Source organism: Novipirellula caenicola (assembly GCF_039545035.1).
Taxonomy (GTDB): domain Bacteria; phylum Planctomycetota; class Planctomycetia; order Pirellulales; family Pirellulaceae; genus Novipirellula; species Novipirellula caenicola.
In genome coordinates this window covers 479,766-506,329 of the sequence record NZ_BAABRO010000002.1, presented here as the reverse complement: position 1 = coordinate 506,329, position 26,564 = coordinate 479,766, and the positions used below count along the sequence as shown (strand labels likewise).

Sequence of the window (26,564 nt, the reverse complement as noted above, 5' to 3'; positions counted from 1 at the left end):
AAGGTTGTTCGTGAAGTAATTGATAGGAATGTGGGGTGGCGTTGTCGTCTTTGCGAAAATCAAAGTCGGCAATGGCAACGTGACATTTTAAGCTTGTTTACTCTGGTGTCCGATTCGTTTGGCAACACTAAACGGCGTCTGCGTGTCGCGCGAGAGCGAAACGATCAATTCCGCCAGCAAACCGGCCAACAAAAATTGGGCGCCCAGCAGCACGGCGACGATGCAGTAATAAAAGATCGCTGTTTCGTGTAGGTGGATGTCTTCGATCGATGCACTGGACCGGCTGATCACCCACCATGCGGACAAACTGACGATGCCCAATCCACCGAAGCTAAAGAAGATCATGCCTGCAGTCCCGATCAAATGCAGCGGGCGTCGCGAGTAACCGGTCAGGAAATAGATCGTCATCAGATCCAGAAAGCCTTTGATCAGTCGCGAGACTCCATATTTTGAATGACCGAAGCGGCGAGCATGATGTTCGACTTCAATCTCGCCGACTCGCCATCCTTTTGCCGCCGACAACACCGGCACAAAACGATGCAACTCACCATACAGTTTGACTTCGTCAAAAATCTCGCGGCGGTAAGCTTTGAAACCGCAATTGTGATCGTGCAAATGGACCCCGGTCATCCGGCTGACCAACCAATTGAACACGCGGCTTGGCAGCACTTTGTGCCATGGGTCGTGCCGCACCCGTTTCCAGCCGCTGACAACGTCCTTGTTCAATTCGAGTTGTTCGAGGAAACGTGGGATCTCTTTGGGATCGTCCTGCAGGTCGGCGTCCATGGTGATCACGATTTCGTTCTTCGCGACTTCGAAGCCGGCCGACAAGGCAGCGGCCTTGCCAAAATTGCGTCGTAGTTTGATGGCGCAAACTGAAGGGTCGGCCTCGGCGATCGCTTCGATCACCTGCCACGAATCATCGCGTGAACCATCGTCGACAAAGATGATTTGGCGTTGGATTTGTTCCGTCTGGCAAACCTCTGCGATGGCGGCATGCAGTGTTCTTAACGATTCGCTTTCGTCTAAAACCGGAATGACAAAGGAGACACTGTGGGCAGACAACGGAGTTCTCGATAACGGGACCACAAAACAACGGTTTCCTGCCGCGGGGTGTAGCGGAATTGCTTGGTAGGGGCAGGAGCCAAAACGACACTGTACCGGTTTGCGAGAGGGCTATCCATGGGACTGTGTACGAGCCGCAACCGGTGAACTTGATTTTCGCAGCGGGGTTGGCGGTCAACAGCGAAGCGTCCGGCAGCCATTTTATCGTCCATGTTGATTCTGTTTCGAGCACGGATTGGTTGCGTTTCGTTGCATTCGGCGCGGCCGCGAAATCGTCCGATTCGAACAAATGGCGTCAAGCGATTACCGGGGGAAACAGCGCGGCGGCGACCGGCACAGCAAATGCATTATTGACATTTTGCGGTTTAAAAACGCCGGTCGTTTCGAGTTTCTCGCCGCGGCCGTATTCGCAGTGACAATTGAAAATGGGAATTTAGGCGATGGCACATAAAAACAGACGAGTCGAGAATGCACGGACCAAAGAAGAACGCGAAGAGCTGCGGAACGAGGATCCGATTACGGGTGAAGCGGGATCGCATCCCGTCGGAACCGGGGTTGGCGCGGCACTGGGCGGTGCTGCGACCGGTGCCGCAGCGGGCGCCGTTGCTGGTCCCGTGGGGACAGTCGCGGGAGCGGTGATCGGCGGGATCGCCGGCGGTTTGGCAGGCAAGGCGGTCGCCGAGAATATCGATCCGACGGTCGAAGTGGCCTATTGGCGCGACGAACATCAAAACCGTGACTACTACAACGACTCCTACACCTACGACGACTACGCTCCGGCGTATCAGGCAGGCTGGGAATCGTTTGACCCGGACGTCAACGAGGACTGGGCTGACCGCGAGCGGATTGCACGTCAACGATGGGAGGAACAGGGCGGCGCCCCACTGATGCCTTGGGATGACGCCCGGCCCGCCGCCGAAGATGCCTATACTCGCGTGCGAAGCCGGTCGGTCAGTAAGCCGCGTTAAAGAAACACGCGGAAGCAATGGAATGCAGAACCGGTGTCCGTTGGATGGTTGCAGCGGTTTGCCAATCACTTCCGATTGGCAAACCGCTGCCATTTGGCACGCCGCGATAAAAGCCACCCGCTTCGTGCAAAAGTAGATGGCATTGGCTTCGTCTCGCGGGGTCACTCGGGCTGCAGAGCACGATCCGACGTTTTCGCAAGATCCAAAAATACGATGCACGAAGGATTGCCGACCGGCACATAGTGGTTCGTAAATGTCAAACCGCCGCTGTCGCGATGGACCCGAAACACGGCGATGTGGTCGGCGCGTTGGTTACAGCAATACAGAAAATTGCCACTTGGATCGAACTGGAAACTTCGCGGGTAATTGCCTCGCGTCCATTCTTCGCCAACATAACTCAGTTCGCCATCGTCGCCGACCGAGAAAATTCCGATGCTGTCGTGCAACCGATTGCCTGCGTAAACATACTTGCCATCGGCGGAAACCAAGATCTCAGAGCAAAAATTGCTACCTGTAAACTCGGCGGGTAACGTCGACACGGTTTGTCGGGCGGTTAGACGGCCGCTGTTTGGGTCGTAATCAAACAGCACAATCGTCGATCCCTCTTCTTGGATCGAATAGAACCAGCGACCGTTGGGGTGAAAATGGAAGTGGCGTGGGCCGTCACCCGCAGGAAGTGATATCGAAGCAGGATTGTTCGGAGTGAGCACGCCCTTATCCGCATCAAATTTCCAAACGAAAATCTTGTCCAATCCCAGGTCCGCGTGCAACGCAAAGCGTCCTGAGGCATCCGTTTGGATCATGTGAGCATGCGTGCGGTCATGTCCGCTGATGGCAAAACTGCCCTGCGGAGCGTGCGTGGCCGTGGTCGGGCCGATTTCTCCCTCGTCCACTTGAACGTCGCTGGCGTGATCAAGTTGGCCATCGTCCAAAATCGGCAGCACGGCGACAGAACCACCAAAGTAGTTCGCAACCAACAGATTTCGCCCGCTCGGGTCGATGTTGACGTAGGTCGGCCCCGCGCCGCCTGAGGGGACGGTATTGAGTCGTTTCAATTGACCGCTCGGGTGATCGATCGCAAACGAGCTGACGGTGCCTTGTTTGTCGGTTCCCACTCGATCGGTTTCGTTGGCCGAATACATTCGGCGGCCATCGGCACTGACAACCAAACTGCTGGGACTGGTCCCCATTCGGTACGTCCCGGCGGCCGTCATGGCTCCGGTGTCACGGTTGACCTTGAAAATGTGAATGCCGCGGCCGTTGCCGGGCGGTAAATCGACTTGCGTCGGTAACACGTCACGAAGCGGTGAGCTGAACGTGCCGACGTAGGCAAACAGCGGCTTTTCATGGTCCGCGGCCTGGGTCTGTCGCGAGCTGACCATCAGCGACATTGCTGCAAACACAGCGGCCAGAACATGAAGCGATAAAACGGTGGGTTGGTTTCGTGTCGACATGGCAAATTTGGGGCGGGGTGGCGATAGCAGAGCCATACTATAGCCGATCGATGGTTCGTGATCGCGCCGCAAACAAATGTTTTATTTTTCGGTCGTTGATCGCTGCTGCGATCACAACGCGATTTTCTAAACAGTGTCCGGCTCGCCATCGAATCAACCGGTAGAATGAAGCCGTCACGGAATTGGTTTGATCCGGATTCCGGATGCGGCCCCCAACCTCTGCCCCGAGCTCGCTATGACTTTGTTTTTTCGGCCCCTGTTCTTTGCTGCAATATTTGCCGCAGGGCCGCTGGGTTTGCTAACACCGTCGCTGCTTCCTCAAGCGAGCTGCCAGGCAGACGAACTGGGTTGGGTTCAGGTATCCGCCGATGGCAAAGGATTCTCGTTGGCCGATTCGGGCGAGTCATTCATTCCGTGGGGATTTAACTACGATCATGACGGTGACGGGCGTTTGATCGAAGATTATTGGGATGACCAATGGGATCGGGTTGCGTCGGCTTTTGGTGAAATGAAAGAGCTTGGCGCGAACGTCGTTCGCATCCATCTGCAGTTTGGCAAGTTCATGGACAGTCCGACTAAACCCAATGCAGGTTCACTCTCACAACTTGCCCGTCTAGTCGTCTTGGCCGAGCAAACAGGGCTTTATCTCGATTTGACGGGGCTGGGGTGTTACCACAAGCAGGACGTGCCGCAGTGGTACGACGCGTTGAGCGAACAAGATCGCTGGGCGGCGCAGGCGGTGTTTTGGGAAGCGATCGCCAAGCAGTGTGCGGACAGTCCCGCGGTGTTCTGTTACGACTTGATGAACGAACCGGTCGTCCCCGGCGGCGACAAGGCACGCACCGATTGGTTGGGGCATGGATTTGGTGACAAATATTTTGTGCAATTCATCACGCTGGATCGCAAAGGCCGTGATCGCACCGAGGTCGCGAGGGCGTGGGTTGGCAAACTTGTCTCGGCGATCCGTCAACATGACGACCGTCACTTGATCACGGTCGGGCTTGTGCCTTGGAGCCTTGATCGTCCTGGATTGACCTCCGGATTTGTGCCCGACAAGATCGCTGGCGACTTGGATTTCATCGCGGTGCATCTCTATCCCGAAACGGGAAAGGTGGACGAGGCGATCGAGACGCTCAAAGGATTTGCTGCTGTGGGCATGCCGGTTGTCATCGAGGAGGTCTTTCCCCTGAAATGCGGCGCCGAAGAGTTGGGCGACTTCGTCGATCGTTCCAAACCGTATGCAACGGGTTGGATCGGATTCTATTGGGGCAAAACACCGGCACAGCTACGGCCGGCGACCACGTTGTCCGAAGCATTGACATTGGCGTGGCTCGAGCTATTTCAGAGCAAGCGTGAATCGATCCTGGGTCCGCCAGAGGATACGTTTTTGTCCAACGGAGTGACTGCGCATCGTGGCAACTCGGGCGAGTTCCCTGAGAATACGTTGGCGGCGTTTCGCAGCGGGATCGATGTCGGCGCCGACTGGATCGAATTGGACGTCTTGCGGACACGTGATGGTCAGTTGGTGGTGATTCACGATCAAACGACTCGGCGAGTCGGTGACGTGGATCGTGTGGTCAGCGAATCGAGCTATGCTGAATTGGCTAAGATCGATGTTGCGACTGATTTCCGAAAACGCAGTGGAAAATCGCTGGCTGAGTGCCCACCCATGAATATGCCGCTGTTAAGCGAGGTTTTGGCGATGGTAAAGTCACAGCGACGAACACGTGTTTCGATTCAACCCAAGATGGACTGTGTGCCCGATGTAATCTCGTTGGTCCAATCGATGAATGCCGAGCCATGGGTGGGGCTAAATGATGGGAATTTGCAATACATGGCCGAGGTAAAGCGGATCGCACCAGAGATCCCCGTGTTTTGGGATCGCGGCCCGAATACCGACATCGAAAGTGATATTCAGATCGCCAAGCAACATCAATTCGAGTCCTTGGTGCTGCATCACTCGGGGATCACACCCGAGAAGGTTGCAAAGATCAAAGCGGCAGGCATCGAAGTCGGCGGCTGGACCGTGAACGATCCGGACGTGATGCGTCGATTGTTAGAAATGGGGGTGCAGCGAATCTATACCGATCATCCACGCCGGCTGTTGTCAATCAAATCATCGCGATGACCGCATTGGTGGATGCAGATTGCTTTCGTTGTCAATCATCCAATCGGTTCCAACCCAATCGGCTAGAAAGGAAAGCCCTGCAGCATGCAGATGATGCGATGATTTTAAAAAAAGGAGAAGCTTCGGCTAGGAACGGACTTTCTCGGTATCGTCGGACTTCTGTTTGATCTTTGCCACTTTTCGTTGGATGCGTCGTTCGATGAATCCAACCAGGATCAGGACCACGACGGCTAAGACTGCGATCCCCACCGCAAAGTAGAGTTGTCCAACGGCAACGGCGATTCCAATTCCGGCGGTCAATAGAATCGAGGCGGCGGTGGTTAGCCCTTCGACTCGATTGTCTTGATGATGAATGATCGTGCCTGCGCCAAGAAAGCTGATGCCGACCACGATGGCTTGGATCATTCGAATCGGATCGGCGCTGATGTTGTTTTCGTTGCCTTGATTGAATCGCTCGAGCACGACGTCGCCTAGCAGGACCAACATCGCCGAGGCGGCACAAACGAACATGTGAGTTCGCAATCCTGCGGGTTTGTCGGCGAATTCACGTTCAATTCCGACCACCGCGCCGAGGGCTCCGGCGATCACGACGACGACGATTTGGTAAAGCTGGTCTTCCATGGTGCTGAGTCGCAGTTGATTGATGAGCGATGGGATTCCGAGCGGTCCAATGAGTTCGTAACGAATCCGAAGCCGTGTGATTCACCCTCGTATCCGCCTTTTGAGGTTGCGCTATTGTCGTTTTTCCCGACAAATCCAAACCCGAAGCGTTAGCGAGGGACCAAGAAAATATCGAGATTCCCTCGCTGACGCTTCGGGTTGTGACAAAAATCGCAACTTCAAAACATCCGCTCGCGTTTTTATTCGTTACTGCTACAAATTTCGTGCCGAACCGGTTCGAGCTGATTTTGGATGTAAACCCAAGCAGCCAACGCCATCAAGCTTTCCACCGCGATGAAAACCATCCGCGCCATGATTGCGGCCAACAACGCGTGCGTGGGGCCGGTCACCAGGCCAAGGATGGTCGTTAAAACCAATTCGCGAATGCCCGCCCCGCCCGGCAGCAGCGATGCAAACCCGATCACCATAGCAAGTGAAATCGACGCAGTGGCGATGGCCAGTAACTGGGCCGTCGATTCGGGCGGCGCCGCCGTCGGAATCGCGGTCACGATCATCGCGAACGAGCCTCCGATCAGAATCCATTCAATCGTCGACCAAGCCCAGCCCTTACCGCACGCGATCCAAGCGTGATGACCAAGATCAGAGCTTTGCTTCATGAGCCGATTGGTCACGATTTGAAGCACCGGGGGCATCGTCGGAATGCTGGCCAGCACCGCTCCGGTTGCGGCGGCGACCATCATCCATACTGGGACTGGCAGGGTGACGATCACGATGCCTGCGACCGCGGCGCCGACGGCCATCATCATGAACGTTTCTAAAAACACGCAAATGGTCGCGGGCATGACCGGCACCGAACATCGCTTTAGCACACCGACTCGCAACACGACAACCATCGCCTTGCCCGGTACATACTTGCCGATGTGCCCGAGCATTTGCGCCGCGACAACGAGAGCCGCTGGAGGCCGATGCCCCAGCACCACCAACCAATCGCGAAGCACTATCCCCGATACAAGCGTTCCGGCGGCGTACAGAATCGCGGCCACGCCGATGCGTGACCAGCGGATGGTGCCAAGCGTGGGCAGGCTGCGCCGCAACGCAGCACGTTGCTCCTGCAGCGCGGACGTGGTGATCACATCCTCGGTCGCCGCGATTTGCAGGTCGATTTCGTGGATCTGGCGGACGACTCGGGCTCGCTCGGTTTGCCATTGGCGTGCGGCCGAGCGGACGGCAAAAAACAATCCAATCACCACCGCGATGGCAATCGCGATTTTGGCAATTCGCAGCCACCGTTTGCGTCCGTGACGATGTGATGCCGAGCCCGGTGACGAGACATCACTCATTTCGGGGGATTTGTTTGACTGAGCCACTGCGATTCTTTCGAGAACATTTGATCCGTCTATCCATAACGACGGCGATCCTTCACAATCGGGCACGATCCGATTGGGATACAATTCCTAACCAAGCTGCAACATCACTTCCACCCTTTCCCACCCACAAGCCGAGCAGGCTCGATGACGAAACGTCGACCCAAAAATTCTGCCAAACCGCCTCAGCCATCTTCGTCGCTCGCTTCCTCGCCGCAGTCGTCATCGACAACGGGCACGGGCGTCGATCCGTCGCCGCCGCGAACCCTGGCTTCCACCAAAGCGATGCTGGAACGATTGCCGTCGCTGTCGCGGATTTTGTCCGTATTGATGTTGCTGCTCGGTATATTCGCGGTCGGAGCGTTGTTCTACAAGGTGATGGCCGGGTTCTTTGTACCGTTGTTCCTGGCCGCCCTGTTGGTCGTGATCTTTCGTCCGGTGCATGATTGGATTTACATCCAAACCAAAGGAAAGCGGCGATTGGCGGCCGCAACGACCACGCTGATGATCCTGATGATGGTGTTGATGCCGATCATTGTCGTGTTGTCGGTGGCGACCAGTCAGTTTACCGCGATGGTCAGCCACATCAATTTTAATGATCTGACCAACGCACTCGATCGTGCTCGTGACCAATTTGGGATTTCATTGCCGCACGCGGAAAAGTTCCGTCGGTTGGATGAGCTGACCGATTCGCTGGACGATTCGGTGCTGGCCAGTGAGGGGCTGCGTGGTATCGACCAAGAGACGTCGGTCGCCGAGTTTTTGATGTCGTTGTCCGGCGTGATGCAGGCTTCGGAACATCGTCAGATCATTTTGGACAACATTTCCGAAGCAAAGTCGCTGATCCTGTTTCTGCAGAACGATGTCGAAGGTCCGCCCGCTGCAGATGCAGCAGCTGAAATCGCGATCGAGCGGTTGGACGAACTCAAGAATTCGTTGCCCCACGCCAGCGAAGTTGCAAATCGGCCGGACCCGGCAGATCCGATCGATGCGGGGGATCGCGAACCCGCTGCGGATTCGGACGTCGCGTTTGGCGACCCTGTGAACGAGCGTAATCCGGATGACGTTATTCCGCTGGATCAACTGAACGCCGAAGAACAATTTCATCGTCAAAGCGTGATCGCTTCGGCGGCAATCCGATCATGGATGCAAACGTTGCTTGGGGGGACGCTACGCAGCCAAGTTCGATTGATCGCCAACCCGAGTGCCGAAGATTTCAAGAGTCTTATGAGTCGCGGACGTGAATCACTGCAGCCGCGGTTTGTCAGTCTAACCAGTGCAACGGGAAATTACCTTGGCAAGATCGTGGTGGGGTTATTGGTTCTGATCATTGCGGTTTACTTTTTTCTGATCGATGGCGCAGCGATGATTCGCACGCTGATGCGGCTGAGCCCGCTGGACGACAATTACGAACGGCGGCTGTTGTTGGAATTTGATCGCACCAGTCGCGCGGTCGTGTTGGCAAGTGTACTCAGCGCAATCGTGCAAGGGATCTTGGGTGGACTGGGCTACTACGTACTCGGATTCGAATCGGTGGTGTTGTTGTTTTTGGCCACCACTCTGATGTCGTTGGTGCCGTTTTTGGGCGCCGCGTCGGTTTGGGTGCCATGTGTGGTTTGGCTTGGCATGGTCGAACAACGCTGGACCGCGGCAATTGTGTTGGCACTATACGGGATGTTGGTGATTTCATCGATCGACAACGTGATCAAAGTCTATGTGCTGCACGGCCGTTCGCAATTGCACCCGCTGTTTGCGCTGCTGAGCGTGTTGGGGGGGGTAAAAGTGTTTGGCCCGATCGGAATTTTGGTAGGCCCGATGGTCGTGGTGTTCTTGCAAACGCTGCTTGAAATCCTCAATCACGAGCTCGATGACACCGCCTCGGCCGAAGCCATCACCGAAACGACGGCGAATGAGGGCTAGACGGCCAAGCTCGCTATTCGCACCTTGAACCGTCTTTGCTTTGCTGCGGCAATGTTAAAACTAGCCGAAGCCATGTCTAGGCAAAAACTCTTGCCGTTGCGTGCATTTGTGTGATGCCGTGATCTATCATGGCAAGTTTTGAATCCGAAATAGAAGGTACGCGTTACATTGACCTTCTTTGCATCGCGAACGTCAAATAGGGGATTGCGGAGATGAAAATGTTCATTGCTGTCGCGAGGATTTGCCTGATAGTTGTGATTTGCCTTGCCGCCCCGATGTTGGCAGCGCTATCAGGCGTCGGTGGTACTGCGGCGTGTGCCGAGGAGGTTCTTTTCAGCACGTCGTTCGAATACGGCGACGACGCCGCTTTTCGTGCGGTCCAAGACGGTCCAATTCGAATCCATGCCACGGGAACTGCAAGTGTCACGTCGAAATATGCTCGCACGGGCAAGCAGTGTTTGCACTTGCTGGGCGACGAAAATAATTCGATCACGTTTGTGATCCCTGCCGAGATGCAAGCGGTCAAAGGAATCGAATTCCATGCGGAACGCTGGACCCGTCGAGACCCGTTTTCATTTTTGGTCGAGGCAAGACAAGGTGACCAGTGGCACGAGGTTTCCAAGATTGACCGTATCGTCAACGTCGGAGCTAGGTTTTTGTCGCACATTCAACTTGCGATCCCCGCTGACGAAAAGGTCGAGGCGATTCGCTTCAGCGTGACCGCGGCACCCCAAGCCGGGGTTTTGATCGACGATTTGTCGCTGCTCGCATCGCCGCCGCAGCGACCGAGTTCGATTCCATCGGACGTGATGCCAACGGAGCCACTGAAATTGATCGATGATCAACCGTTGTTCGTGTCCGGCCAAGACGACACGCATACCTTTCGAATTCCCGCGATCGTAACCGCGGTCAACGGTGATTTGATTGCGGCATGTGATGCGCGAAGAAAAGGGAGTGCGGATTTGATCGGACAGCGCACGATCGACATCGTCTTTCGGCGTAGCACCGACAACGGCAAAACCTGGTCGCCGATGGAGGTGCTTGACCCGTACCAGGACGGCGGCTGTAGCGATCCGTCTCTGATCGTCGACGAGACGACGGGGAATGTCTTTTGTTTCTACAATTACATGGTCGCCGATCGAACGAGTAAGGAATACCGCTTCGTGGTGCAAAAGAGCTCGGATCATGGCGTGACTTGGGACGCTCCGATTGACTTTACCGATCAAGTGGCTGGTCCTGAATTGAAGGATGCCTTTAAATTCATTACTTCGGGGCGCGGGATCCAAACGCGTGCGGGTTTGCTAGTGCACAACTATGTGCAGGTCGGCAAAGGCGTCACGTTGTTTGCAAGTCCAGACCATGGTGCGAGCTGGAAAACCATCGGTGATGTCAGCCCCGGTGACGAGTCGAAAGTTGCTGAGCTACCCGATGGAACGCTGATGGTGAATTCACGCATCGGTCCGGGAAAGCGGTTTGTACACAGGTCATCTGATGGCGGGCAAACGTGGGACAGCGTCAGCGATTTCAGCCTGCCCGACCCTCGCTGTAACGCCTGTCTCATCCAGTACACGGCCAAGCGAGATGGTTATGCCAAAGATCGGCTGCTATTTGTCAATGCCGCGTCCAATTCGGCACGCGAGAACTTGGCGGTGCGGATCAGCTACGACGGCGGTTGGACTTGGAGCGAAGGCAAGGTGATCGATCCAGGACTGTCAGCCTATTCGGAGATCACGGTGCTCGCAGATGGCAGCTTCGGCGTGCTCTACGAACCAGGATACAAAGAGGTCCGCTTCGTCCGCTTCACGCTCGAGGAATTGACCGACGGCGAGGATCAATTGGTCAAACCCTACGCTGCTGTAGGGAACAATTGACTGTCTCCATGAATCTCGCAGTCAGCGGCATTCACCAACGCTGTGAAGGATTTTGAGACGGCAAATGACGGCATTCGCGTTGCGTAGCTGCGCTCGCCAGAGCGTGGATAGTTGCCGGCCAATACGAATCACCACCTTCTGGCGAAGGTAGCTACGAGAAAATGCTTCACAGCGTTTCGGTTAACAACTGCCAGCAGACAAGTTGCATTCGTGGCATGTGAAACGGCCCTTTCCAAAGATTACCTTTCAGCGGCGAACTGACGCTTCCGTCGCGATGAAGGTAGCCAAACCACTCGCCATGTTCGGGGTCGGGAAAATGTTCATAGGTCCAATCATGGATCATCGCGTGCCATTTCGCATACTTCGGGTCGCCAGTCAGTTCGTAGGCTAATAGCGTCGCGATGATCGTTTCGTTTTGAGGCCACCAGAACTTCATGTCGTGCCAATATTCTTGAACCGGCAACCCGTTAACGTCGACGAAATAGAGCATTCCGCCATGTTCGCGATCCCAGCCATGCTCCCACATCCAGTCGAGCATCTTGCATCCGGTGCGAATCAGTTCCTGATCGCCACGGATTTTTCCTTCCATCATAATGAACCACGCACCCTCGATCGCATGCCCCGGATTGAGCGTTCGCCCATCGAAATGATCGATCCGTGCGCCGTCAACGCCCACCGTTTCCATCACACACTGGATGTCGTCTTTCAAGTGAAAACGCCGAATGTCTTCGATGCTGCGGTCGATCCACTCGTTGGCATCGGGCAGGTTGATCGATTCGCGTAACTCTTGGGCGGTGACGATCGTGATCATCGGAAAGCCGAGGCCACGCAGCGGACGAGTGTCGGTGAATTTGGGGGCGGTGTCTTGCGGATTCAGGTTGTGATCAATGAAACGCCGGAACGTCCGCTTCGCTTTTTCGGCATAATGCGATTCGCCCGTCGCTTTGGCCAACTCTCCGTAAGCGATCGCAGCAAAACTTTCAGTGAACGCATAGCGTCGCTTACGAATCGGTTTCCCATCACGCGTGACATGAAACCACATCCGGCCGTCACTTGGGTCAAAGCAGTGATCGTCAATGAACTTTGCTCCGTGCTTGGCTAGCTCGAGCCAATCAGGTCGCTGATCAACGTTGTTGTAGAGTTCCCCCAACAGCCATGCGAATCGTCCCTGTTGCCAAACGCCCTTGTCGGTATCGATGACGGTGCCATCACGATCCAGTGACATCATGAAACCGCCATGCTCTCGATCGACACAGTGCTCGGTCCAAAACGGCAATGTGTCATTGAGTAATCCATCGCGGTACGTCGAAATCAATTTAGCACGGCGGATAGCATCCATAAACGTTAACCTCGTAGCGAAAGTCGCAGAGACTTTCGGTTTCTGTTGGTTTGCTCGAAACTCTCTGCGAGTTTCGCTACGTCACTTACGGTGTAGCGTATAGATCGTCAGGCCTGTCAAATCGTTCGATGGCTTGCCAAACGCGAGACTGCTGGCGAAACCGACGACGACACAGGAGGTAATGCCGCTGGCGGTGTAGAGATATCCGTTGAAGGCAGTGAACTTCCATAGCCAAAACATCACTCCGGCACCCACGATCGCACCAAGCATTGCCCCGGTCGCATTGGCTCGTCGGCTGAGCGCTCCCAACACGAACAATCCGCCCAGCACTCCCATGAACAAACCGATGACCATGATGAACGTGTCAAATAGCGACTTGATGTCGGGATTGACGAAGACCAGTCCCAGCAGCGTGCCAAGCACTCCCAACGCGAGCGTCCAGAAACGGGCCGCGTTTAGGTAGCCGTGGTCGGATTTGCACAGATTTAATGGACGCATGAAATCGGTGACAATCGTGGTGGCCGTTGAATTCATGCTGGTCGACACCGTCGACTGAGCTGCCGCAAACACGGCGGCCACGATCAGACCGGCGATTCCAATCGGCATTTCACGAGCGATGAACAATGGAAAAATTTGATCGGTCGTGATCGTCGGATCCAGTTTCTCGGGATGCGAACGGTAGAAAGCAAACAGTGCCGTTCCGATCCCAAAGAACAATAACGTTGCTGGGATGGTCAGCACCGCGTTGGTCCAAATCGAACGTGCCGCCAACTCCTGGGTCGCCGTGGTCATGTACCGCTGCACCACCGCTTGATCGGCAGAGTACGACGAGACATTCTGAGCGATCGAACCAAGGATGATCACCCACAGGGCGATCTGCGCACTGGTGGCGTCCCAGTGGAAATTCGCAATTTGAAACTTCTTCGCATCCGCTGCTGTCGTCGCAAATCCACCGATACCTCCATCCACGCCGCTGACCAGCAAGATCATCGCCAACAGCCCGCCACCCAGTAACACCACGGTTTGGATGGTGTCGGTCCAAATGACGGCTTCGATTCCGCCCATTGTGCAGTAGGTGATGCTTAGCACGCCCATCAACAACACCGATTGCGCAGGGGTGAGCGGTGTGGCGACCGCGAGCGCCAAACCGGTGAGCGACATCACTACGGCCATTCGGAAAACATGAAACAGCGTGAAGCTGGCGCTGCCAAACAGACGCACGCCAGGACTAAATCGTTTTTCCAAGTACTCGTACGCACTGGTGGCGTCGATCCGGCGATAAAACGGCATCACCACAAAGACCGCCAGCACCGCGACCACCGGAATCATGAAATTGCCAATCGAGTACACCCAATCCTGAGCAAACGATTTGGACGGAATGCCGGTGAACGTCAGCGAGCTGAGCATGGTGGCAAAGATGCTGCAGCCAGCGGCCCACCACGGAATCGTCTGGCCGCCCCGGAAGAAATCGTTCGTGTTCTTGTTCTTGTTGGTGAAGTAGACGCCAACGCCAACCATTCCAAGTAAATAGCTAAAAAGGACGAGGTAATTGACCGCGCCGAAGTCTCGATCGGTGTTGGTCGGTGTGACGCGATACACCTGGGGCGATCGCACGCGTGGACGAATCTCGCCGCTGGGAACGATGATGGAACCGTCCCACTTCACTGCGATCGTGGTGACATGATTGGCAGTCGTCGCACCCGCTTCGACCCAGGTATCGGTGATCGTGTGATACGCCAGCGATTGTTTGATAAAGCCAGGATGATCGTCTTTGAGCTCATCGCCCTTGAAAAACAGTGAGCCATCGGCGCCGCCCAGCACGAAGATGTGGCTTTGCCCAAAGCCAATTCCGGTGCCAGCCATCACGCACCACGGCGTTTCATTTCGCTGCCGCCACTGCTGTGTCGCAGGCGTGTACTCCCAAACGTCCTTTAGAAAGTCAACTGTCTCACCGACTTGTCGCCGGCCGCTGATCACATAGACACAGTCGTGATACCCATTGTGCTGTGCGACGGTCAGATTGAACGCGCGTGAGGGACCTGGACACGGCGGAAGCTCTTTCCAACGGAATTCGCTGGCGTTGCCTCGCTGCGACAAGTCCAACGACCAAAAATTCGATATCGCCGACTCGAGTGAAGCATCTTGTTGGCCGCCAGCGAAATAAATCGTATTGCCGGATAACGTGGCGGCTCCATGGGCACACGGCTTTGGTAGCGGCGGATACTCCGCGACCGTGATTTTTTCGCCATCCCACTGCAGCAAGAAGACTTCATCATACGTGCCGGTGGAGTCACTTCCACCGATACAGACGACGCCGTCGTCAGTCGATACGGCGGCACCGTAGGCGATCGGTTTGGCGAGTTTGCCGCCGTCTTTCCACTTGTAATCGTCTCGGTCGTTTCCGAGGCGGTTCTTGACGAGTACGAAGATCTCGTCATGCCATTGTTTTTCGTTCTGCCAAACCGGTTTGGCAAAGTTTGCACCTCCGGCGATGATCAATGCGTCATTGTGAACCCCTGCGTAGGGCCCCGCGAATCCAAGCTCATCGGGCACCGGTGGCAGTTCGTTCCAAGTCAACCATTGCGGTTCGTCGGGCCAGGTCTTTGAACCAGAAAACATCGACATGGCGCCAATGAATACGCAGGCAAGAAAGATCGATGTGGCGAAGTGCCTCATAGCGAATTGGTCGAAAGTGAGGAACTAGGCTGTGACCACTGAAAGTACCCAAGTGACGACAAATCGTTTCGCAACCTTTCGATTTCAGATTCCGAAAGACGGCCTTGAGGCAGACGACAGCCACCGATATTGAATCCATTCATGCCGAGCACCGATTTCATGGCCGCGTGAAACGGATACTTGCCGATCGTCCGAATCATCTCTACCGAAAGCGACTGCAAACGTCGGGCTTCGTTCATATCGCCTTGGCGAAACGCTTCCATGATTCCAAGGTACAGCGGAGCAGCGATGTTAAAGGTGCTGCCGATGGCTGCTGTGGCGCCGGTCGCCAATGCGCCGAGCATCATTTCATCACACCCCCACACGACATCGAATCGTTCCGGATCCACCTGCAAACACTGCAGAAACACGTGCAGCTTGGTGTCGGTGTACTTCAAACCAACAAGATTGGAAATTCGTTTGCCCCCACGCTCGAGAAACTCGGCCATGTCCAGTGCCGAACCGGTCAGCGCCGGAATGTGGTAGTAGTAAAACGGCAGCTCAGGTGCACCACCGGCAACTTCAGCCATGCAATCGATCAGCGTGTCAACATCATTGATGCTGAAGTACGACGGGCAAGTCGCGGAGACGTAGTTCGCGCCAATCTCTTGAGCGTGAGCAGCAAGCTGTCTCGCTTCGGCCAAACTGTTGTGTCCGACTTGAATGATGACCGGCACGCGACCCGCAGCGGCTTTGACATATGCCTCCGCTACGACTCGCCGTTCCGCTCCACTGAGCGACATTCCCTCGCCCGTACTTCCGCAAACGTATAGCCCGCGGATGCCTTTCGCAAGCAACCAGTCGGTCATCGCCGCGATCGGATCAAGGTTCAGCTCGCCGTCATCGTGCAGTGGTGTATACGTCGCCGCAATCAATCCACTTAGTTTGTTGTCTGTCATGCTTTAACCGTTAAGGGGAACCGATGTTGGGAAATGCCGGATATATAATGTCCATAGACTACGCGACGTGCACGGTCGTGCAAACTACGAATTGCAGATTCGTGCCGCGTCATAGCTTAACCATTTTTCAATAGGGTAACGGAACGCGCGTGAGAGTTCTGGTTCGTTCGGGTAATCCGCCGAAAGTCTTGACGACTTCCGCTACGACCAGCCTGTAGTGGAGCTTGCTAAAGCTCCTCCCTCCCCAAGAAACAGGGAGCGTGAGCAAGCTCCACTCCATTAGAAACCTTACAGGTCAATGATTGACCAAGTACGCAAGTTCCTCTCGTTGATCCTCGACGATGTCCGGTGCATTACGCAAAAGTTACAGATTGTTGAGGTCTTGGCGATCCTCGTTGCGAACATAAGCTCCTGCGGCGTGAATGCGATCTACCAAGCCTTCATTGGTCAATCGAGGGTTTGCCATGCGAACCGGAATCACGCTCTTCCCAAATTTTCCCGCAAGCGTCCGATTTACGAGCTGTTTCCTCGGCGAAACCTCACCACTAGTGAGCCTGTCTCGGATAGATCCGATATAATCGTACGACATTTCAGCCAAGCTTCGATCGACAGATTTGCTCGGTTTCGACGTGGGACGAACAGGTAACGCAATGATGGAGCCATCGCGGTGGTTTATCGATAACAAGTGTCGGCGGCTGGGGCCTCGTGCAGGCTTGCCGTCGATGCACGTGAGCACTTTCGTCCATTCATGATCCCCCAAACCAAGTGAGTTTAACTTGCTCTCGATTTCCACTACGGACATTCATCTGCCCAGCCCCTTGCCGGTGGGGCTCTCTCGCTACGTCGATCGCAAGGAGATGGCTCGTGGCGGAAACGGCGTGCTGTATTCCGCATTTGACCAGGTCATCGGGCGAACGGTCGTGATCAAGGTGCTGTTGCAAGAATACCGATTGGATCGATCGTTTCGTCGTCGACTGCTACGCGAGGCGCGTGTCACCGCACAGCTCGAGCACCCTGGGACCGTTCCGGTCTATGACATTGGCGATGACAGCGAGCTCGGCATCTATTACGTGATGAAGCGAATTTCGGGTGAGAACTTCTTCAACGTGTTACGAGCCATCGCCAAGGGAGACAAGGAAGTGGAAGAAGCGTTTCCCCTGCGACGTCGAATCGAAATCATCGAAGCTGTGTGTCAAACGTTGGCATCGGCCCATGCGCGAGGTGTGATCCATCGTGACGTCAAACCCGAGAACATCTGGGTGGGAAATTTTGGCGAGGTCACGTTGCTCGACTGGGGGTCAGCAAAAGTATGGGGCGAACCCGCGGCGGCGGCGTTACAGGATGTGGACACGAATCAAAATCGTCGACGTGTGATCGCCGACTCGATAAGTACCGAGTTGGTGAAGCATGACGTTGACGACTTCGATCTGCCAAACTTGACGCCGGTTCAACAGTTGATCGGAACCCCGACTTACATGTCGCCCGAACAGATCGGCAACCGAGACATCGACGACCGCTGTGACGTGTTTTCGGCGGGCGTTTGTCTGTACGAAGCGATGGCGATTGCAGAGCCTTTTCGCGGTCGCGATCAAGAGGAAACCTTTGACAACATTTGTTCGCGACGGCCAACGCCACCGAGCGAGCGATCGCCAAGTCGGAATATTCCCGAACTGGCCGATGAAATCTTTGCAAAGGCGACCCGAAAACAACCGTCGCACCGTTACCAAACCATGCGTGAATTCATCGACGATCTGCATCGCTTGCTACTCGTGACGAGCACGACAAAACAGCGTTAAGTACTTTTCGGAAATAACTTCGTGACTCCAGTTTCATTATAAATCACGCGGGAAGTGCTTTCTCTGTAGAGGACGAGGCAACGAGTCCCGTCGTGTCACTCCGTCGCTGGGACTCGTTGCCTCGTCCACTACATTCTAATCTGGGATTCGTAGCCTCGGCATTGTTTTCATGGGTACGATTGGCACGCGTCTGCTTCCGGAACAACAGAAAAATGCTGCAGATGCAACGCAACGTCAAGGGTTGGTTTCCCGTCCCGAGCTTATTCACAGTTGCGGCGTGGACGGACAGATTCGCGAAATCAGAATTCCGCTTGGTGATTTTTTAAAGTAGGCGTGCCACTTCAGTTGTTGGTTCTTTTTGCGACGCTCGCCCTCGTGCCATCTCTGTTTCCATTCTAGCCCCGAACAGTTTTGAATGGCTCTGACCGGCTTTGCCCGTATTGAATCCGTTGTTGCGAAGCGAACGGATTCGCAATGTGCGAAGTGGTGTGTAGACAGTTCCCCTCGTTCGTTTCCCAGCGTTCGATCTCGTGCAGTGCTTCCCTGTCGAGGTTGATTGCCACCTTCCAAACGAGTGGTTTGCCTTCTGGCGTTTAGCGTAAGGAATCATCAGAAGCGTCAACCTGAGTTGTCTTGCTGTAAACGATGGTGCCGTTTTCGACGCAAAACGAGCTTGCTGTGCCATCAAACGCACTCTCAGGATCGTTGGCGCACTCGTTGCATTGTTCAGCCGGTGGTGTAAGTCGCTTAGCGTTTCGGCGCATGATCTTGATCCTGCCGCCCCCCACACAGCCTTTCTGGAACAGCAGCGTTTAATCGCCCCTACTTACTTGCACCCTTACTTACTCACTGGCTCACCTGGAGGTATCTGCCTTGCTCTTGTGGAAGACTTCGCCATCAGCAATCGACAGTGACGAGATTGCGCGACTGCCAAAACAGAAAGTTCGAGCGGCACCGCGAAACGTCAGCAAGGTTTCATGGACTGTCAAACCAAGTTTCGTCACGGACACTGAATCGGGTGACTACCAAAGAATTGGCGATGACGAGGCACGCTACATCTTCAAGATGGTACTGATGATGCTGCTAATACTCGTATTGCCCGCCGCCCTAATGCTGCTCTATCTACTCTTCCACTCGGAAGCTTTCCATTACGACCTCACTCGAAACCAGGTCCCCGTGTCATGGCTTCCACGCAAATGAACGTAGCCGATGAAGATGACGGCCGACTGGTTGAACGACGGGAACGTGAATAACACGGCGAGACAGCGGGCCCGACAGACAACCGGAACTTCTCCATGCATATGAATAATTGAAAACTGAATGAATCACATCGAAAAAACTCTACCGCTGCCACTACAACCGATCGACAAATGGCTGCGTCCCCTGGCTCGATTCTTGCACATCGAAGCGACCAGTGGCATCGTGCTGGTGGTCTGCACCGTGATTGCTTTAATCGCGGCTAATTCTCGATGGGCTGCGACCTACTTAGCCTTCTGGCAAACCGACATCACACTCGGTGTTGGCGATTATCTGTTTCATCATTCGCTGCATCACGTCATCAATGATGGCTTGATGGCGATCTTCTTTTTTGTGATTGGGCTGGAGGTTAAACGCGAAATCGCTCATGGGTCGCTGTCAGATTTCAAGCTGGCCTCGCTGCCAATCGCTGCTGCGATTGGCGGGATGATTGTTCCAGCGGGACTGTATCTTTCGATGCAGTACGGCGAACCCGGCATGCGGGGCTGGGGGATCCCCATGGCCACGGACATCGCCTTTGTCGTTGGCTGCTTGGCGATTCTCGGCTCGCGAGTACCGCACCGTCTCAGGATCCTGCTTCTATCGCTGGCCATCGTCGATGACATCGGCGCGATCCTGGTAATTGCAATTGGTTACACCGAATCACTCGACGGTCGCTTCTTGACGCTCGCCGCCGTTGCAATTGCAGTGGTGCACCTGTTTTCTCGCATTGGGGTGCGTCGGTTTCCTCCCTACATTGCCGTCGGTGCCGTGGCGTGGATCGCACTTCACGAATCAGGTGTACACGCCACGCTGATTGGGGTGATCCTGGGGCTGATGACGCCTGCGAAATCCACCTTGGTGCCTGAACTGTTTCGCGATTATCTGCACGAGAAGAAAGAGGATTTTCAGCAACAACGATGGGCCAAGCGAAGTCATCGAGCCGAAGTGGTTCAAGAAGTCCAGCGACTCTCGCGCGAAACTGTCTCGCCGCTGGAGTATCTTGAAATGACGCTTCATCCTTGGACGGCTTATGTCATCATGCCGGTCTTTGCACTCGCCAATGCAGGCGTGCTCATTGAACCGGCAAACTTAAGTGATTCGGTCGCGATCGCGGTCGTGTTGGGCTTGGTCGTTGGCAAGCCGATTGGAATCGTGTTGTTTAGTTGGTTGGTGATTCGTTCGGGTATGGCCAAGCTGCCTGAGGGAATCAGTTGGCCCGTATTGATTTCGGGCAGTTGCCTTGCAGGGATCGGATTCACGATGGCATTGTTTATTGACGGGTTGGCGTTCGGAGCCGAGGGGCTCGACACCGCCAAGACCGGCGTGTTGGTCGGTTCGGCCGTGAGTGCGGTTGCAGGCGTCGGTTTGCTGTTGTGGACATTGCCGAAACGATCGGCAGAATGAACGACACGTCGGTGTTGCAGACCTCGCAATCGCGAGTGGCTGGATTTGGCGTGACGGATCTGCATGACGTTTTTCAAACGATCGTATCGCAAGCGGATATTGCGGGCTCGAAGCCTTATCCCTAAGCCCACTTAAACGCATGTATTGCGTTGAATGTCCAGCCTCAGCAGCACGATCGATGTGTTTTAAAGATCGAACGCTCCGACTCGTTCAGGTTGAAACGACATTTTCTCGACTCGTTTTCGTGTCTCACGATTCAAGACGTGCAGTGTCAAACTATCGCCGACGCACAGTCCGAAGATTCCAGCGCCCAGTGGTGACAGGATCGATAGTTTGCCTTCCGCGATGCAGGCCTCGTCGGGATACACCAACGTGAACGTGTCCGCCTCATCGCGATCTAAGTCGAAAAGATTGAACGTCGAATTCATCGTCACGATGTCGGGCTGCATATCGCGAGAATCAACCACGGTGGCTCGCTCTAGCTTGCTTTTGAGTTCTTTCAAGTGTGTACGGTCGCTGCTGATCGCTGCAACGAAATGGCTGTCCAGTAGAGACTGTAGCCGAGTGAGGTCGGTTCGACTGACGACAATGGTGCGAGATGACATGATGGCGTACCGCGAAGAATGGTATGTGTTTTATAAGGGAGAGATCGAGAGTTTGTTTTTAAAGGAATCGAACGGAAGCGAAAAGTTTTGGCCACTTTCGCTGTGTGAATCAGACTGCAACGCTTTCATGTTCAGATTTGGAACAGGAGCTCTTCGGCTCGGTGTGTGAAACGAAGTTCGAGATTTCATGGTTCGTTTCGCAGCACAACCGTCATTTTGCAATTGGTTTGGCGAAAGAGTGTCTATGCGATTGCTCGCAGCAGAATCGCAATGACAAACAACAAGATCAATGCGATCTGACCAACCAGCGTTTCAGGGGACCGATGATCGACGAATGGTTCATCAAGCCCGTACTTGTTCTCAACTTTGGCTTGGATGGGGTACTCGGGAATTCGCATCAACATGACTGAACCTCCTTTTCAGTGAGAATGTAGCGAGTCACGTGACGTGGATCATCGGTTAATGCAACGTCCATACCAGCAAGCCGTGGTGTGCCACAGTGTGTGAATTCAGCCAAAATCATGACATGTACATGATTCTCGAGCGTCAAACGACGTTGCCAATGGCAATCCGAGTTGACGCATTCGAGTGGGGGATTGTCGCAGGCCGCTCCTTTGTTCCGTCGTGGAAACAACGGATCGACCGCGTGATCCGCGGCTTCGAAAATATCCCCGTCTTTGCCTCGACGATGCATTCCGCCAATGGACCATTGTTTGCATCAGGACAATAGCGAGCGCTCGTGAGAGCAAAGCAAAACGGAATCGAGATAAACGATATCAAATGACCGCATCCTGAACCGCGGCGTCATGTCTACCGAGACAACACGGCTGAATCGGTATTGTCCGATCTGAAAGGTTCCGTTTTGTGAGCAAACCTGATCGCTTTGTTCACGCGTCCAAAATCAGTTGCACAGCTCCGGTATCCGCCGGGATGCTGCTATGGAGTACCCCTACTCGATTAACGATTCAGTGGCTCTCTCGATGCCATCTGTGCAAAGACTTTCTCTCCCTTTTTTTATTGGGCTGCTTCTCATGACTCTTGATCTGTCGACTAACTTTGGCGGACTAAAACTTCGCACTCCGATTATCGTCGGTTCCTGTCCATTGACCGCCAATCCGCAGCATCGGATCGCGTTGGAGAGGTCCGGTGCGGGGGCAGTCGTATTGCCGTCGTTGTTTGAAGAGCATGTGATCGCGTGGCGGATTGGCAATGGCGGTTCGCCCACCGAGCGGGAACAACGATTGATCGATCGTGTAACAGGAATGACGCGAAAGGCATTGGTGCCCAATGTCGAAACCTATCTCGCCATGCTGAACCGCGCAAGCGTCCAGTCCAACATTCCCGTCATCGCCAGTCTACATGGTGGCACGGACGGAAATTGGTTGGACTTTGCGGGCGAGCTACAAGACACCGGTGCCGACGCGATCGAACTGAACGTGCATCATCGACCTGACAATGATTACGACAAGCCGCGAGAATTGGAGGATCAGGTTGTTGAATTGGTCAAGACGATTCGGACGTCGATATCGGTTCCGTTGTTTTTGAAACTGCATCGTGAATACACCGCCGTCAGCCATCTGGCGAGACGATTGGTCTCAGGTGTACAAGGGCTGGTGCTGTACGCACGCGATCCCGAGATCGACATTGCCTTGGATAGCCTGAAACTTCAATGCAAATGGGGAATGTCGTCACCCGGTTTCATCTCACCGACGCTACGCGCGTTGATGAGCGTCTACGGTCACTGTCCCGCGTTGCCATTGGCTGGCAACGGGGGCATCGGTCGCCCCGAAGACTTGATCAAAACCCTGCTTGCAGGCGCGGACGTCGCGATGATCGTTTCCGCGGTCTACCGGGAAGGTCCTGATATCATTCGCACGATGCTCGATGGATTGACGCAGTTTATGGAGTGCAATCGCGTCTGCTCACTGAACGAACTGCAATCCAAACGCCCGATGGAATTCACAAGCGAAGAGGATCGACTGAACACGATCGAAGGCTTATCACCGACGCCCTGTTGGATCGGAATCCGCAATGAAGAACATGTGATTCAAGGAGACAGGTGGGGGCATCCGGTCGGCTAACCCATGCGTCCCATTACCGAAAATCGTTCGCTTCGATGCCATGTCGTTTCAGCAGCTTATTTAATCCTTGACGCGACAAACCGGCTTGTCGTGCGGCGCTGGCGATGACACCGTTGTGTTTCTTGAGCACGGCCGTTAAGTACGCACGGTCTGCATTGTCGAGCGCTTCGTCGCGTGATATTTCCGAAAGCACCGCGACATCACTGCTACTGTCGTCGGGCGCGCGCAGTTGTGGTGGCAGGTCGCCCACTTCGATCGTTTCGCCGCGACCCAGCGTGATCGTGCGTTCGATAACATTTCGCAATTCACGGATGTTGCCCGGCCAGCGGTAGGCTCGGAAACAATCAATCACCTCGTTCGAAAAACCGGTGATATTGGAACCGCTCGGACGTAGTTGTTCGAGAAAGAAGTCTGCCAACTTCACCACGTCGTCACCACGCTCGCGAAGCGGTGCGAGTTCAATCGGAATGACCGCGAGTCGATAGAACAGGTCCTGGCGGAAACGCCCGGCATCGACCTCGCTCTGCAAATCTCGATTGGTCGCACAAATGAATCGCGTGTCAACTTTCACAGGGGTGCTTTCGCCAACCGGAGTGAAGGTTTGCTCTTGCACGGCCCGCAGCAGTTTGGCCTGAGAAGCGGCTGGCAGTTCCCCCACTTCGTCAAAGAATGCAGTGCCGCCATCACAGTGACGCAGCAAGCCTTTCTGGTCCTTGATCGCTCCGGTAAAGGAACCCTTGACATGCCCAAACAGAACCGACTCGAACAACGCATCGGGAATCGCGGTGCAGTCGATGATCTGAAACGCATGATTTCGCCGAGCACTGTGGTGGTGGATCGTGTTGGCCACCACCTCTTTGCCGGTCCCGCTTTCGCCTGTAATCAAGACATTCGTGTTACTGGCGGCCACTCGATTGACGATGTCCAGCAGTTGGATCATTGCTGGGCTGTCACCAATGATTTCAGGAAACTTTCCACGCCGATCCGTTTTGGACACCAATTCGATTTCGGTTTCGGTTTCCGGCGGCGCAGCTGGATGACGCAGTGCGCGTTGGACCGCCGTCAGCAGTTCTTCAAACTTGACTGGTTTAAGCAGGTAATCGGCAATCCCCAGCCGAACACTTTCGATGGCCGTGGGTATGGACGGCACCCCGGTGACGACAATCATTGGGATGTGCGAATACTTGCTGCGGCCCTCTTTGAGCAATTCCAATTTCAAATTGCCCGGCATGTTCAAGTCGGACAAGATCAAGTCGAACGAGTGCTCACGCAGCAAGCCAATCGCATCGTCAGCATTCTCGACGCAAATGCACTCGTAACCTTCCTCACGCAATAATTCCGCCGTCGTGTCACGGTAAAGAGGTTCGTCGTCGGCGATCAAGATTCGTTGTTGGTTTGCCATGGGATCTTATTCAAAGTAGCGAAATTCGCGGCGATGTTCGGACTGGGGAAAAGGAAAGCACGTCCTGGTGACGTTTGCTTAGGGAGTGGCCGCGTCGACGTCCAGTTGTCTTGGCAAACGCACGACAAATTCGGTGCCTTTGCCCGGTTCGCTCGTCACGTCAATGGTTCCGTTCATCGCTTCCACGATGCCACGCGTGACCGACAGCCCCAATCCCATGCCCTGGCCGACCGTTTCGGTTTTGGTACTAAAGAACGGATCAAAAATTTTGCTAATCAGGTTCGGCGAGATTCCGTGTCCGTGATCGGTAACCGTCAAAACGGTATGCCTTGCATCGGTCCGAGCGATAACGTTCACCTGACCGCCTGCGTCGGAGGCTTGGATGGCGTTATGAACCAAATTCAGCAGCACTTGTTTTAGTTCGCCTTCTCGCAAGACAACCTCGTCGGCAGCAAGTCCCTTGGCCTCGGACGATGAAGCAAACGAGGCCGTCACTTTCACGTTCGCCTTTCGCGACATGGGAAGCGCCAGCACGATGACTTCGTCCACCGATTGCTTGAGCGAGAAGGTCGTCGCCCGCTGCTGACTAGGACGGTAAAGCTGATACATTTGGTGAGTGATGTCGCTGATACGTTCAATTTCACCGTCGATCAAATCGAGCTTGTCGTAATGCTTCACATCAACGGGGATGTGTCGCTTCAGCAGTGCAAATGCATTTCTGATACCGGCTAAGGGATTGTTGATCTCATGAGCGACGCCCGCCGCCAATTCACCGAGGGCCGCGAGCTTCTCCATTTTCAAGCGATGCTGTTCCAGTTCCGCAACTCGAGCTGTGCGTTCTTGCACGAGCTGTTCCAGATGTTCGTTGTGCAACCGCAACTGTTCACGCATTTGCCGCTTGTCTGAAATGTCTCGCATACTGGCCCGAAATCCCAGCGACTGACCATCGGAGTCGGTCATCGGTTGCCAGGACACGGCTACCCAACACTTCGATCCATCGCGATGAAGCGTTTCAAATTCGATATTGTTTCCCGAGCTGCCGCGACCCGCTTCCGCAAAGTAGCGAGCGATTCGTTTGCGATGGTCCGGCGTTATGAGTGGCAACGGATAGTCCGGCATCGCCAAACACTCCGTGGGTGTATAGCCCGTGAATCGCTCGACAGCCTCGTTCACCCATAAGACTTCGCCTTCACACGACATCCAACTTTCCCAGTCAACGGTGTGTTCGGCGATCGAACGAAAGAAATCGGCCGCGATAGGTTCGCCGCGTTTCGGAACGTTGGGGGATGGTCGGTTCATACCGTCATTTTAGCTTCATCGTCGCTGATCTCGCAGGGGGCACATTCCGTCGGCGACGCAAACGCACGTTGTCACCGAGGTTAACTTGGGGCGACGTTTCCTTGGTTGAAGATGCGCTTGTTCTGACAATACACGCCGTTTCGAGATCGCCGCCACCGATTCTCTGCGGGGGGTGACACCGATTGGCATCTCATCCCCGGTCCGATAGTGTAAAGACCTAGTCCGCTGTCGTCATTGCATCTCGAAAGTACTGCTTGGTCGGCAGCTTAGAATTTGACATTCTTACGCAATTGTCATTGACCGCAAGGTTGAGCGGGAGCGGGCTTTGACCAACCCTCGGTTAGGTTCGTGAGCTGTGCGGCTAACGAACGAGTTCCTTCGCATTTGTACCTTC

General features: G+C 54.7%; 23 protein-coding genes. 11 read left to right on the top strand and 12 right to left on the bottom strand.

Annotated elements, in window-relative coordinates:
* Positions 1 to 87: 87 nt before the first annotated feature.
* A complete protein-coding gene (locus ABEA92_RS05910) occupies positions 88 to 1,065 on the bottom strand; it encodes a glycosyltransferase family 2 protein (RefSeq protein WP_345682880.1) in 978 nt (325 codons plus the stop codon).
* 143 nt (positions 1,066 to 1,208) lie between these two features.
* On the opposite strand from ABEA92_RS05910, the gene ABEA92_RS05905 reads away from it, so the two are divergent.
* Positions 1,209 to 1,481 (top strand): hypothetical protein, encoded by a 273-nt coding sequence (locus ABEA92_RS05905; RefSeq protein WP_345682879.1) that lies wholly within the window; start codon positions 1,209 to 1,211, stop codon positions 1,479 to 1,481.
* Between the two features lie 24 nt (positions 1,482 to 1,505).
* On the top strand, positions 1,506 to 2,033 hold the full coding sequence (locus tag ABEA92_RS05900) for a hypothetical protein (RefSeq protein WP_345682878.1): 528 nt from the start codon (positions 1,506 to 1,508) through the stop codon (positions 2,031 to 2,033).
* A 161-nt stretch (positions 2,034 to 2,194) separates the two neighbouring features.
* Here the strand turns inward: ABEA92_RS05900 and ABEA92_RS05895 are convergent, their stop codons facing one another.
* Complete coding sequence (locus ABEA92_RS05895; protein ID WP_345682877.1) at positions 2,195 to 3,487, bottom strand: lactonase family protein; 1,293 nt, start codon at positions 3,485 to 3,487, stop codon at positions 2,195 to 2,197.
* A gap of 235 nt (positions 3,488 to 3,722) precedes the next feature.
* Between ABEA92_RS05895 and ABEA92_RS05890 the strand changes: the two genes are divergently transcribed.
* A complete protein-coding gene (locus tag ABEA92_RS05890) occupies positions 3,723 to 5,615 on the top strand; it encodes a glycerophosphodiester phosphodiesterase family protein (protein WP_345682876.1) in 1,893 nt (630 codons plus the stop codon).
* A gap of 126 nt (positions 5,616 to 5,741) precedes the next feature.
* On the opposite strand, the gene ABEA92_RS05885 is transcribed toward ABEA92_RS05890, so the two are convergent.
* Both ABEA92_RS05885 and ABEA92_RS05880 read right to left on the bottom strand, forming a co-directional pair.
* On the bottom strand, positions 5,742 to 6,236 hold the full coding sequence (locus ABEA92_RS05885; RefSeq protein ID WP_345682875.1) for an MgtC/SapB family protein: 495 nt from the start codon (positions 6,234 to 6,236) through the stop codon (positions 5,742 to 5,744).
* A gap of 239 nt (positions 6,237 to 6,475) precedes the next feature.
* Entirely contained in the window at positions 6,476 to 7,576 is a 1,101-nt protein-coding gene (locus ABEA92_RS05880) for a lysylphosphatidylglycerol synthase transmembrane domain-containing protein (protein ID WP_345682874.1), read from the bottom strand.
* A 171-nt stretch (positions 7,577 to 7,747) separates the two neighbouring features.
* Here ABEA92_RS05880 and ABEA92_RS05875 point away from each other — a divergent pair, with 171 nt between their 5' ends.
* Together ABEA92_RS05875 and ABEA92_RS05870 are read left to right on the top strand one after the other, a co-directional pair.
* The gene (locus tag ABEA92_RS05875; RefSeq protein ID WP_345682873.1) at positions 7,748 to 9,520 is read left to right on the top strand and encodes an AI-2E family transporter; all 1,773 of its coding nucleotides are present in this window, start codon (positions 7,748 to 7,750) and stop codon (positions 9,518 to 9,520) included.
* Positions 9,521 to 9,774: 254 nt separating this feature from the next.
* Entirely contained in the window at positions 9,775 to 11,391 is a 1,617-nt protein-coding gene (locus tag ABEA92_RS05870) for a sialidase family protein (protein ID WP_345682872.1), read from the top strand.
* 166 nt (positions 11,392 to 11,557) lie between these two features.
* Here ABEA92_RS05870 and ABEA92_RS05865 read toward each other — a convergent pair whose 3' ends face one another.
* The 4 genes from ABEA92_RS05865 to ABEA92_RS05850 form a co-directional block, all read right to left on the bottom strand.
* The gene (locus tag ABEA92_RS05865) at positions 11,558 to 12,730 is read right to left on the bottom strand and encodes an AGE family epimerase/isomerase (RefSeq protein ID WP_345682871.1); all 1,173 of its coding nucleotides are present in this window, start codon (positions 12,728 to 12,730) and stop codon (positions 11,558 to 11,560) included.
* Between the two features lie 81 nt (positions 12,731 to 12,811).
* On the bottom strand, positions 12,812 to 15,355 hold the full coding sequence (locus tag ABEA92_RS05860) for a sodium:solute symporter family protein (protein ID WP_345682870.1): 2,544 nt from the start codon (positions 15,353 to 15,355) through the stop codon (positions 12,812 to 12,814).
* A gap of 47 nt (positions 15,356 to 15,402) precedes the next feature.
* Positions 15,403 to 16,344, bottom strand: coding sequence for a dihydrodipicolinate synthase family protein (locus tag ABEA92_RS05855; protein ID WP_345682869.1), 942 nt, complete (start codon positions 16,342 to 16,344; stop codon positions 15,403 to 15,405).
* Positions 16,345 to 16,708: 364 nt separating this feature from the next.
* Positions 16,709 to 16,933 carry a GntR family transcriptional regulator gene (locus tag ABEA92_RS05850; protein ID WP_345682868.1) on the bottom strand — a complete coding sequence of 75 codons (225 nt, stop codon included), beginning with the start codon at positions 16,931 to 16,933 and terminating at the stop codon, positions 16,709 to 16,711.
* A gap of 187 nt (positions 16,934 to 17,120) precedes the next feature.
* Between ABEA92_RS05850 and ABEA92_RS05845 the strand changes: the two genes are divergently transcribed.
* The 4 genes from ABEA92_RS05845 (at position 17,121) to ABEA92_RS05830 (ending at position 20,908) form a co-directional block, all read left to right on the top strand.
* Positions 17,121 to 18,140, top strand: coding sequence for a serine/threonine protein kinase (locus tag ABEA92_RS05845; RefSeq protein ID WP_345682867.1), 1,020 nt, complete (start codon positions 17,121 to 17,123; stop codon positions 18,138 to 18,140).
* A gap of 873 nt (positions 18,141 to 19,013) precedes the next feature.
* Positions 19,014 to 19,340, top strand: coding sequence for a hypothetical protein (locus ABEA92_RS05840; protein ID WP_345682866.1), 327 nt, complete (start codon positions 19,014 to 19,016; stop codon positions 19,338 to 19,340).
* Positions 19,341 to 19,460: 120 nt separating this feature from the next.
* A complete protein-coding gene (nhaA, locus tag ABEA92_RS05835) occupies positions 19,461 to 20,783 on the top strand; it encodes a Na+/H+ antiporter NhaA (RefSeq protein WP_345682865.1) in 1,323 nt (440 codons plus the stop codon).
* Positions 20,780 to 20,908 (top strand): hypothetical protein, encoded by a 129-nt coding sequence (locus ABEA92_RS05830; protein ID WP_345682864.1) that lies wholly within the window; start codon positions 20,780 to 20,782, stop codon positions 20,906 to 20,908. Before nhaA ends, ABEA92_RS05830 begins: the two co-directional genes overlap by 4 nt.
* Before the next feature lie 60 nt (positions 20,909 to 20,968).
* Here the strand turns inward: ABEA92_RS05830 and ABEA92_RS05825 are convergent, their stop codons facing one another.
* Both ABEA92_RS05825 and ABEA92_RS05820 read right to left on the bottom strand, forming a co-directional pair.
* Positions 20,969 to 21,388: a GreA/GreB family elongation factor gene (locus tag ABEA92_RS05825; protein WP_345682863.1), complete on the bottom strand. Its 420-nt coding sequence runs from the start codon at positions 21,386 to 21,388 to the stop codon at positions 20,969 to 20,971.
* A gap of 242 nt (positions 21,389 to 21,630) precedes the next feature.
* Positions 21,631 to 21,792, bottom strand: a complete 162-nt coding sequence (locus ABEA92_RS05820; protein ID WP_345682862.1) for a hypothetical protein — start codon at positions 21,790 to 21,792, stop codon at positions 21,631 to 21,633.
* Positions 21,793 to 21,950: 158 nt separating this feature from the next.
* Between ABEA92_RS05820 and ABEA92_RS05815 the strand changes: the two genes are divergently transcribed.
* The gene (locus ABEA92_RS05815; protein ID WP_345682861.1) at positions 21,951 to 22,118 is read left to right on the top strand and encodes a hypothetical protein; all 168 of its coding nucleotides are present in this window, start codon (positions 21,951 to 21,953) and stop codon (positions 22,116 to 22,118) included.
* Between the two features lie 301 nt (positions 22,119 to 22,419).
* Positions 22,420 to 23,469, top strand: a complete 1,050-nt coding sequence (locus ABEA92_RS05810; protein WP_345682860.1) for a beta/alpha barrel domain-containing protein — start codon at positions 22,420 to 22,422, stop codon at positions 23,467 to 23,469.
* A gap of 13 nt (positions 23,470 to 23,482) precedes the next feature.
* On the opposite strand, the gene ABEA92_RS05805 is transcribed toward ABEA92_RS05810, so the two are convergent.
* Entirely contained in the window at positions 23,483 to 24,871 is a 1,389-nt protein-coding gene (locus ABEA92_RS05805) for a sigma-54-dependent transcriptional regulator (protein WP_345682859.1), read from the bottom strand.
* A 78-nt stretch (positions 24,872 to 24,949) separates the two neighbouring features.
* On the bottom strand, positions 24,950 to 26,170 hold the full coding sequence (locus tag ABEA92_RS05800; RefSeq protein ID WP_345682858.1) for a two-component system sensor histidine kinase NtrB: 1,221 nt from the start codon (positions 26,168 to 26,170) through the stop codon (positions 24,950 to 24,952).
* Between the last annotated feature and the right edge of the window lie 394 nt (positions 26,171 to 26,564).

Bases quoted from the DNA above. Each gene is read 5' to 3' on its own strand.
- ABEA92_RS05875 (WP_345682873.1), top strand. From the start codon at position 7,748: ATGACGAAACGTCGACCCAAAAATTCTGCCAAACCGCCTCAGCCATCT.
- ABEA92_RS05895 (WP_345682877.1), bottom strand. From the start codon at position 3,487: ATGTCGACACGAAACCAACCCACCGTTTTATCGCTTCATGTTCTGGCC.
- ABEA92_RS05865 (WP_345682871.1), bottom strand. From the start codon at position 12,730: ATGGATGCTATCCGCCGTGCTAAATTGATTTCGACGTACCGCGATGGA.
- ABEA92_RS05830 (WP_345682864.1), top strand. From the start codon at position 20,780: ATGAACGACACGTCGGTGTTGCAGACCTCGCAATCGCGAGTGGCTGGA.
- ABEA92_RS05880 (WP_345682874.1), bottom strand. From the start codon at position 7,576: ATGAGTGATGTCTCGTCACCGGGCTCGGCATCACATCGTCACGGACGC.
- nhaA (WP_345682865.1), top strand. From the start codon at position 19,461: ATGAATCACATCGAAAAAACTCTACCGCTGCCACTACAACCGATCGAC.
- ABEA92_RS05850 (WP_345682868.1), bottom strand. From the start codon at position 16,933: ATGTCGTACGATTATATCGGATCTATCCGAGACAGGCTCACTAGTGGT.
- ABEA92_RS05800 (WP_345682858.1), bottom strand. From the start codon at position 26,170: ATGAACCGACCATCCCCCAACGTTCCGAAACGCGGCGAACCTATCGCG.
- ABEA92_RS05885 (WP_345682875.1), bottom strand. From the start codon at position 6,236: ATGGAAGACCAGCTTTACCAAATCGTCGTCGTCGTGATCGCCGGAGCC.
- ABEA92_RS05900 (WP_345682878.1), top strand. From the start codon at position 1,506: ATGGCACATAAAAACAGACGAGTCGAGAATGCACGGACCAAAGAAGAA.
- ABEA92_RS05855 (WP_345682869.1), bottom strand. From the start codon at position 16,344: ATGACAGACAACAAACTAAGTGGATTGATTGCGGCGACGTATACACCA.
- ABEA92_RS05805 (WP_345682859.1), bottom strand. From the start codon at position 24,871: ATGGCAAACCAACAACGAATCTTGATCGCCGACGACGAACCTCTTTAC.
- ABEA92_RS05860 (WP_345682870.1), bottom strand. From the start codon at position 15,355: ATGTCGATGTTTTCTGGTTCAAAGACCTGGCCCGACGAACCGCAATGG.
- ABEA92_RS05815 (WP_345682861.1), top strand. From the start codon at position 21,951: ATGGCAATCCGAGTTGACGCATTCGAGTGGGGGATTGTCGCAGGCCGC.
- ABEA92_RS05890 (WP_345682876.1), top strand. From the start codon at position 3,723: ATGACTTTGTTTTTTCGGCCCCTGTTCTTTGCTGCAATATTTGCCGCA.
- ABEA92_RS05810 (WP_345682860.1), top strand. From the start codon at position 22,420: ATGACTCTTGATCTGTCGACTAACTTTGGCGGACTAAAACTTCGCACT.
- ABEA92_RS05825 (WP_345682863.1), bottom strand. From the start codon at position 21,388: ATGTCATCTCGCACCATTGTCGTCAGTCGAACCGACCTCACTCGGCTA.
- ABEA92_RS05820 (WP_345682862.1), bottom strand. From the start codon at position 21,792: ATGTTGATGCGAATTCCCGAGTACCCCATCCAAGCCAAAGTTGAGAAC.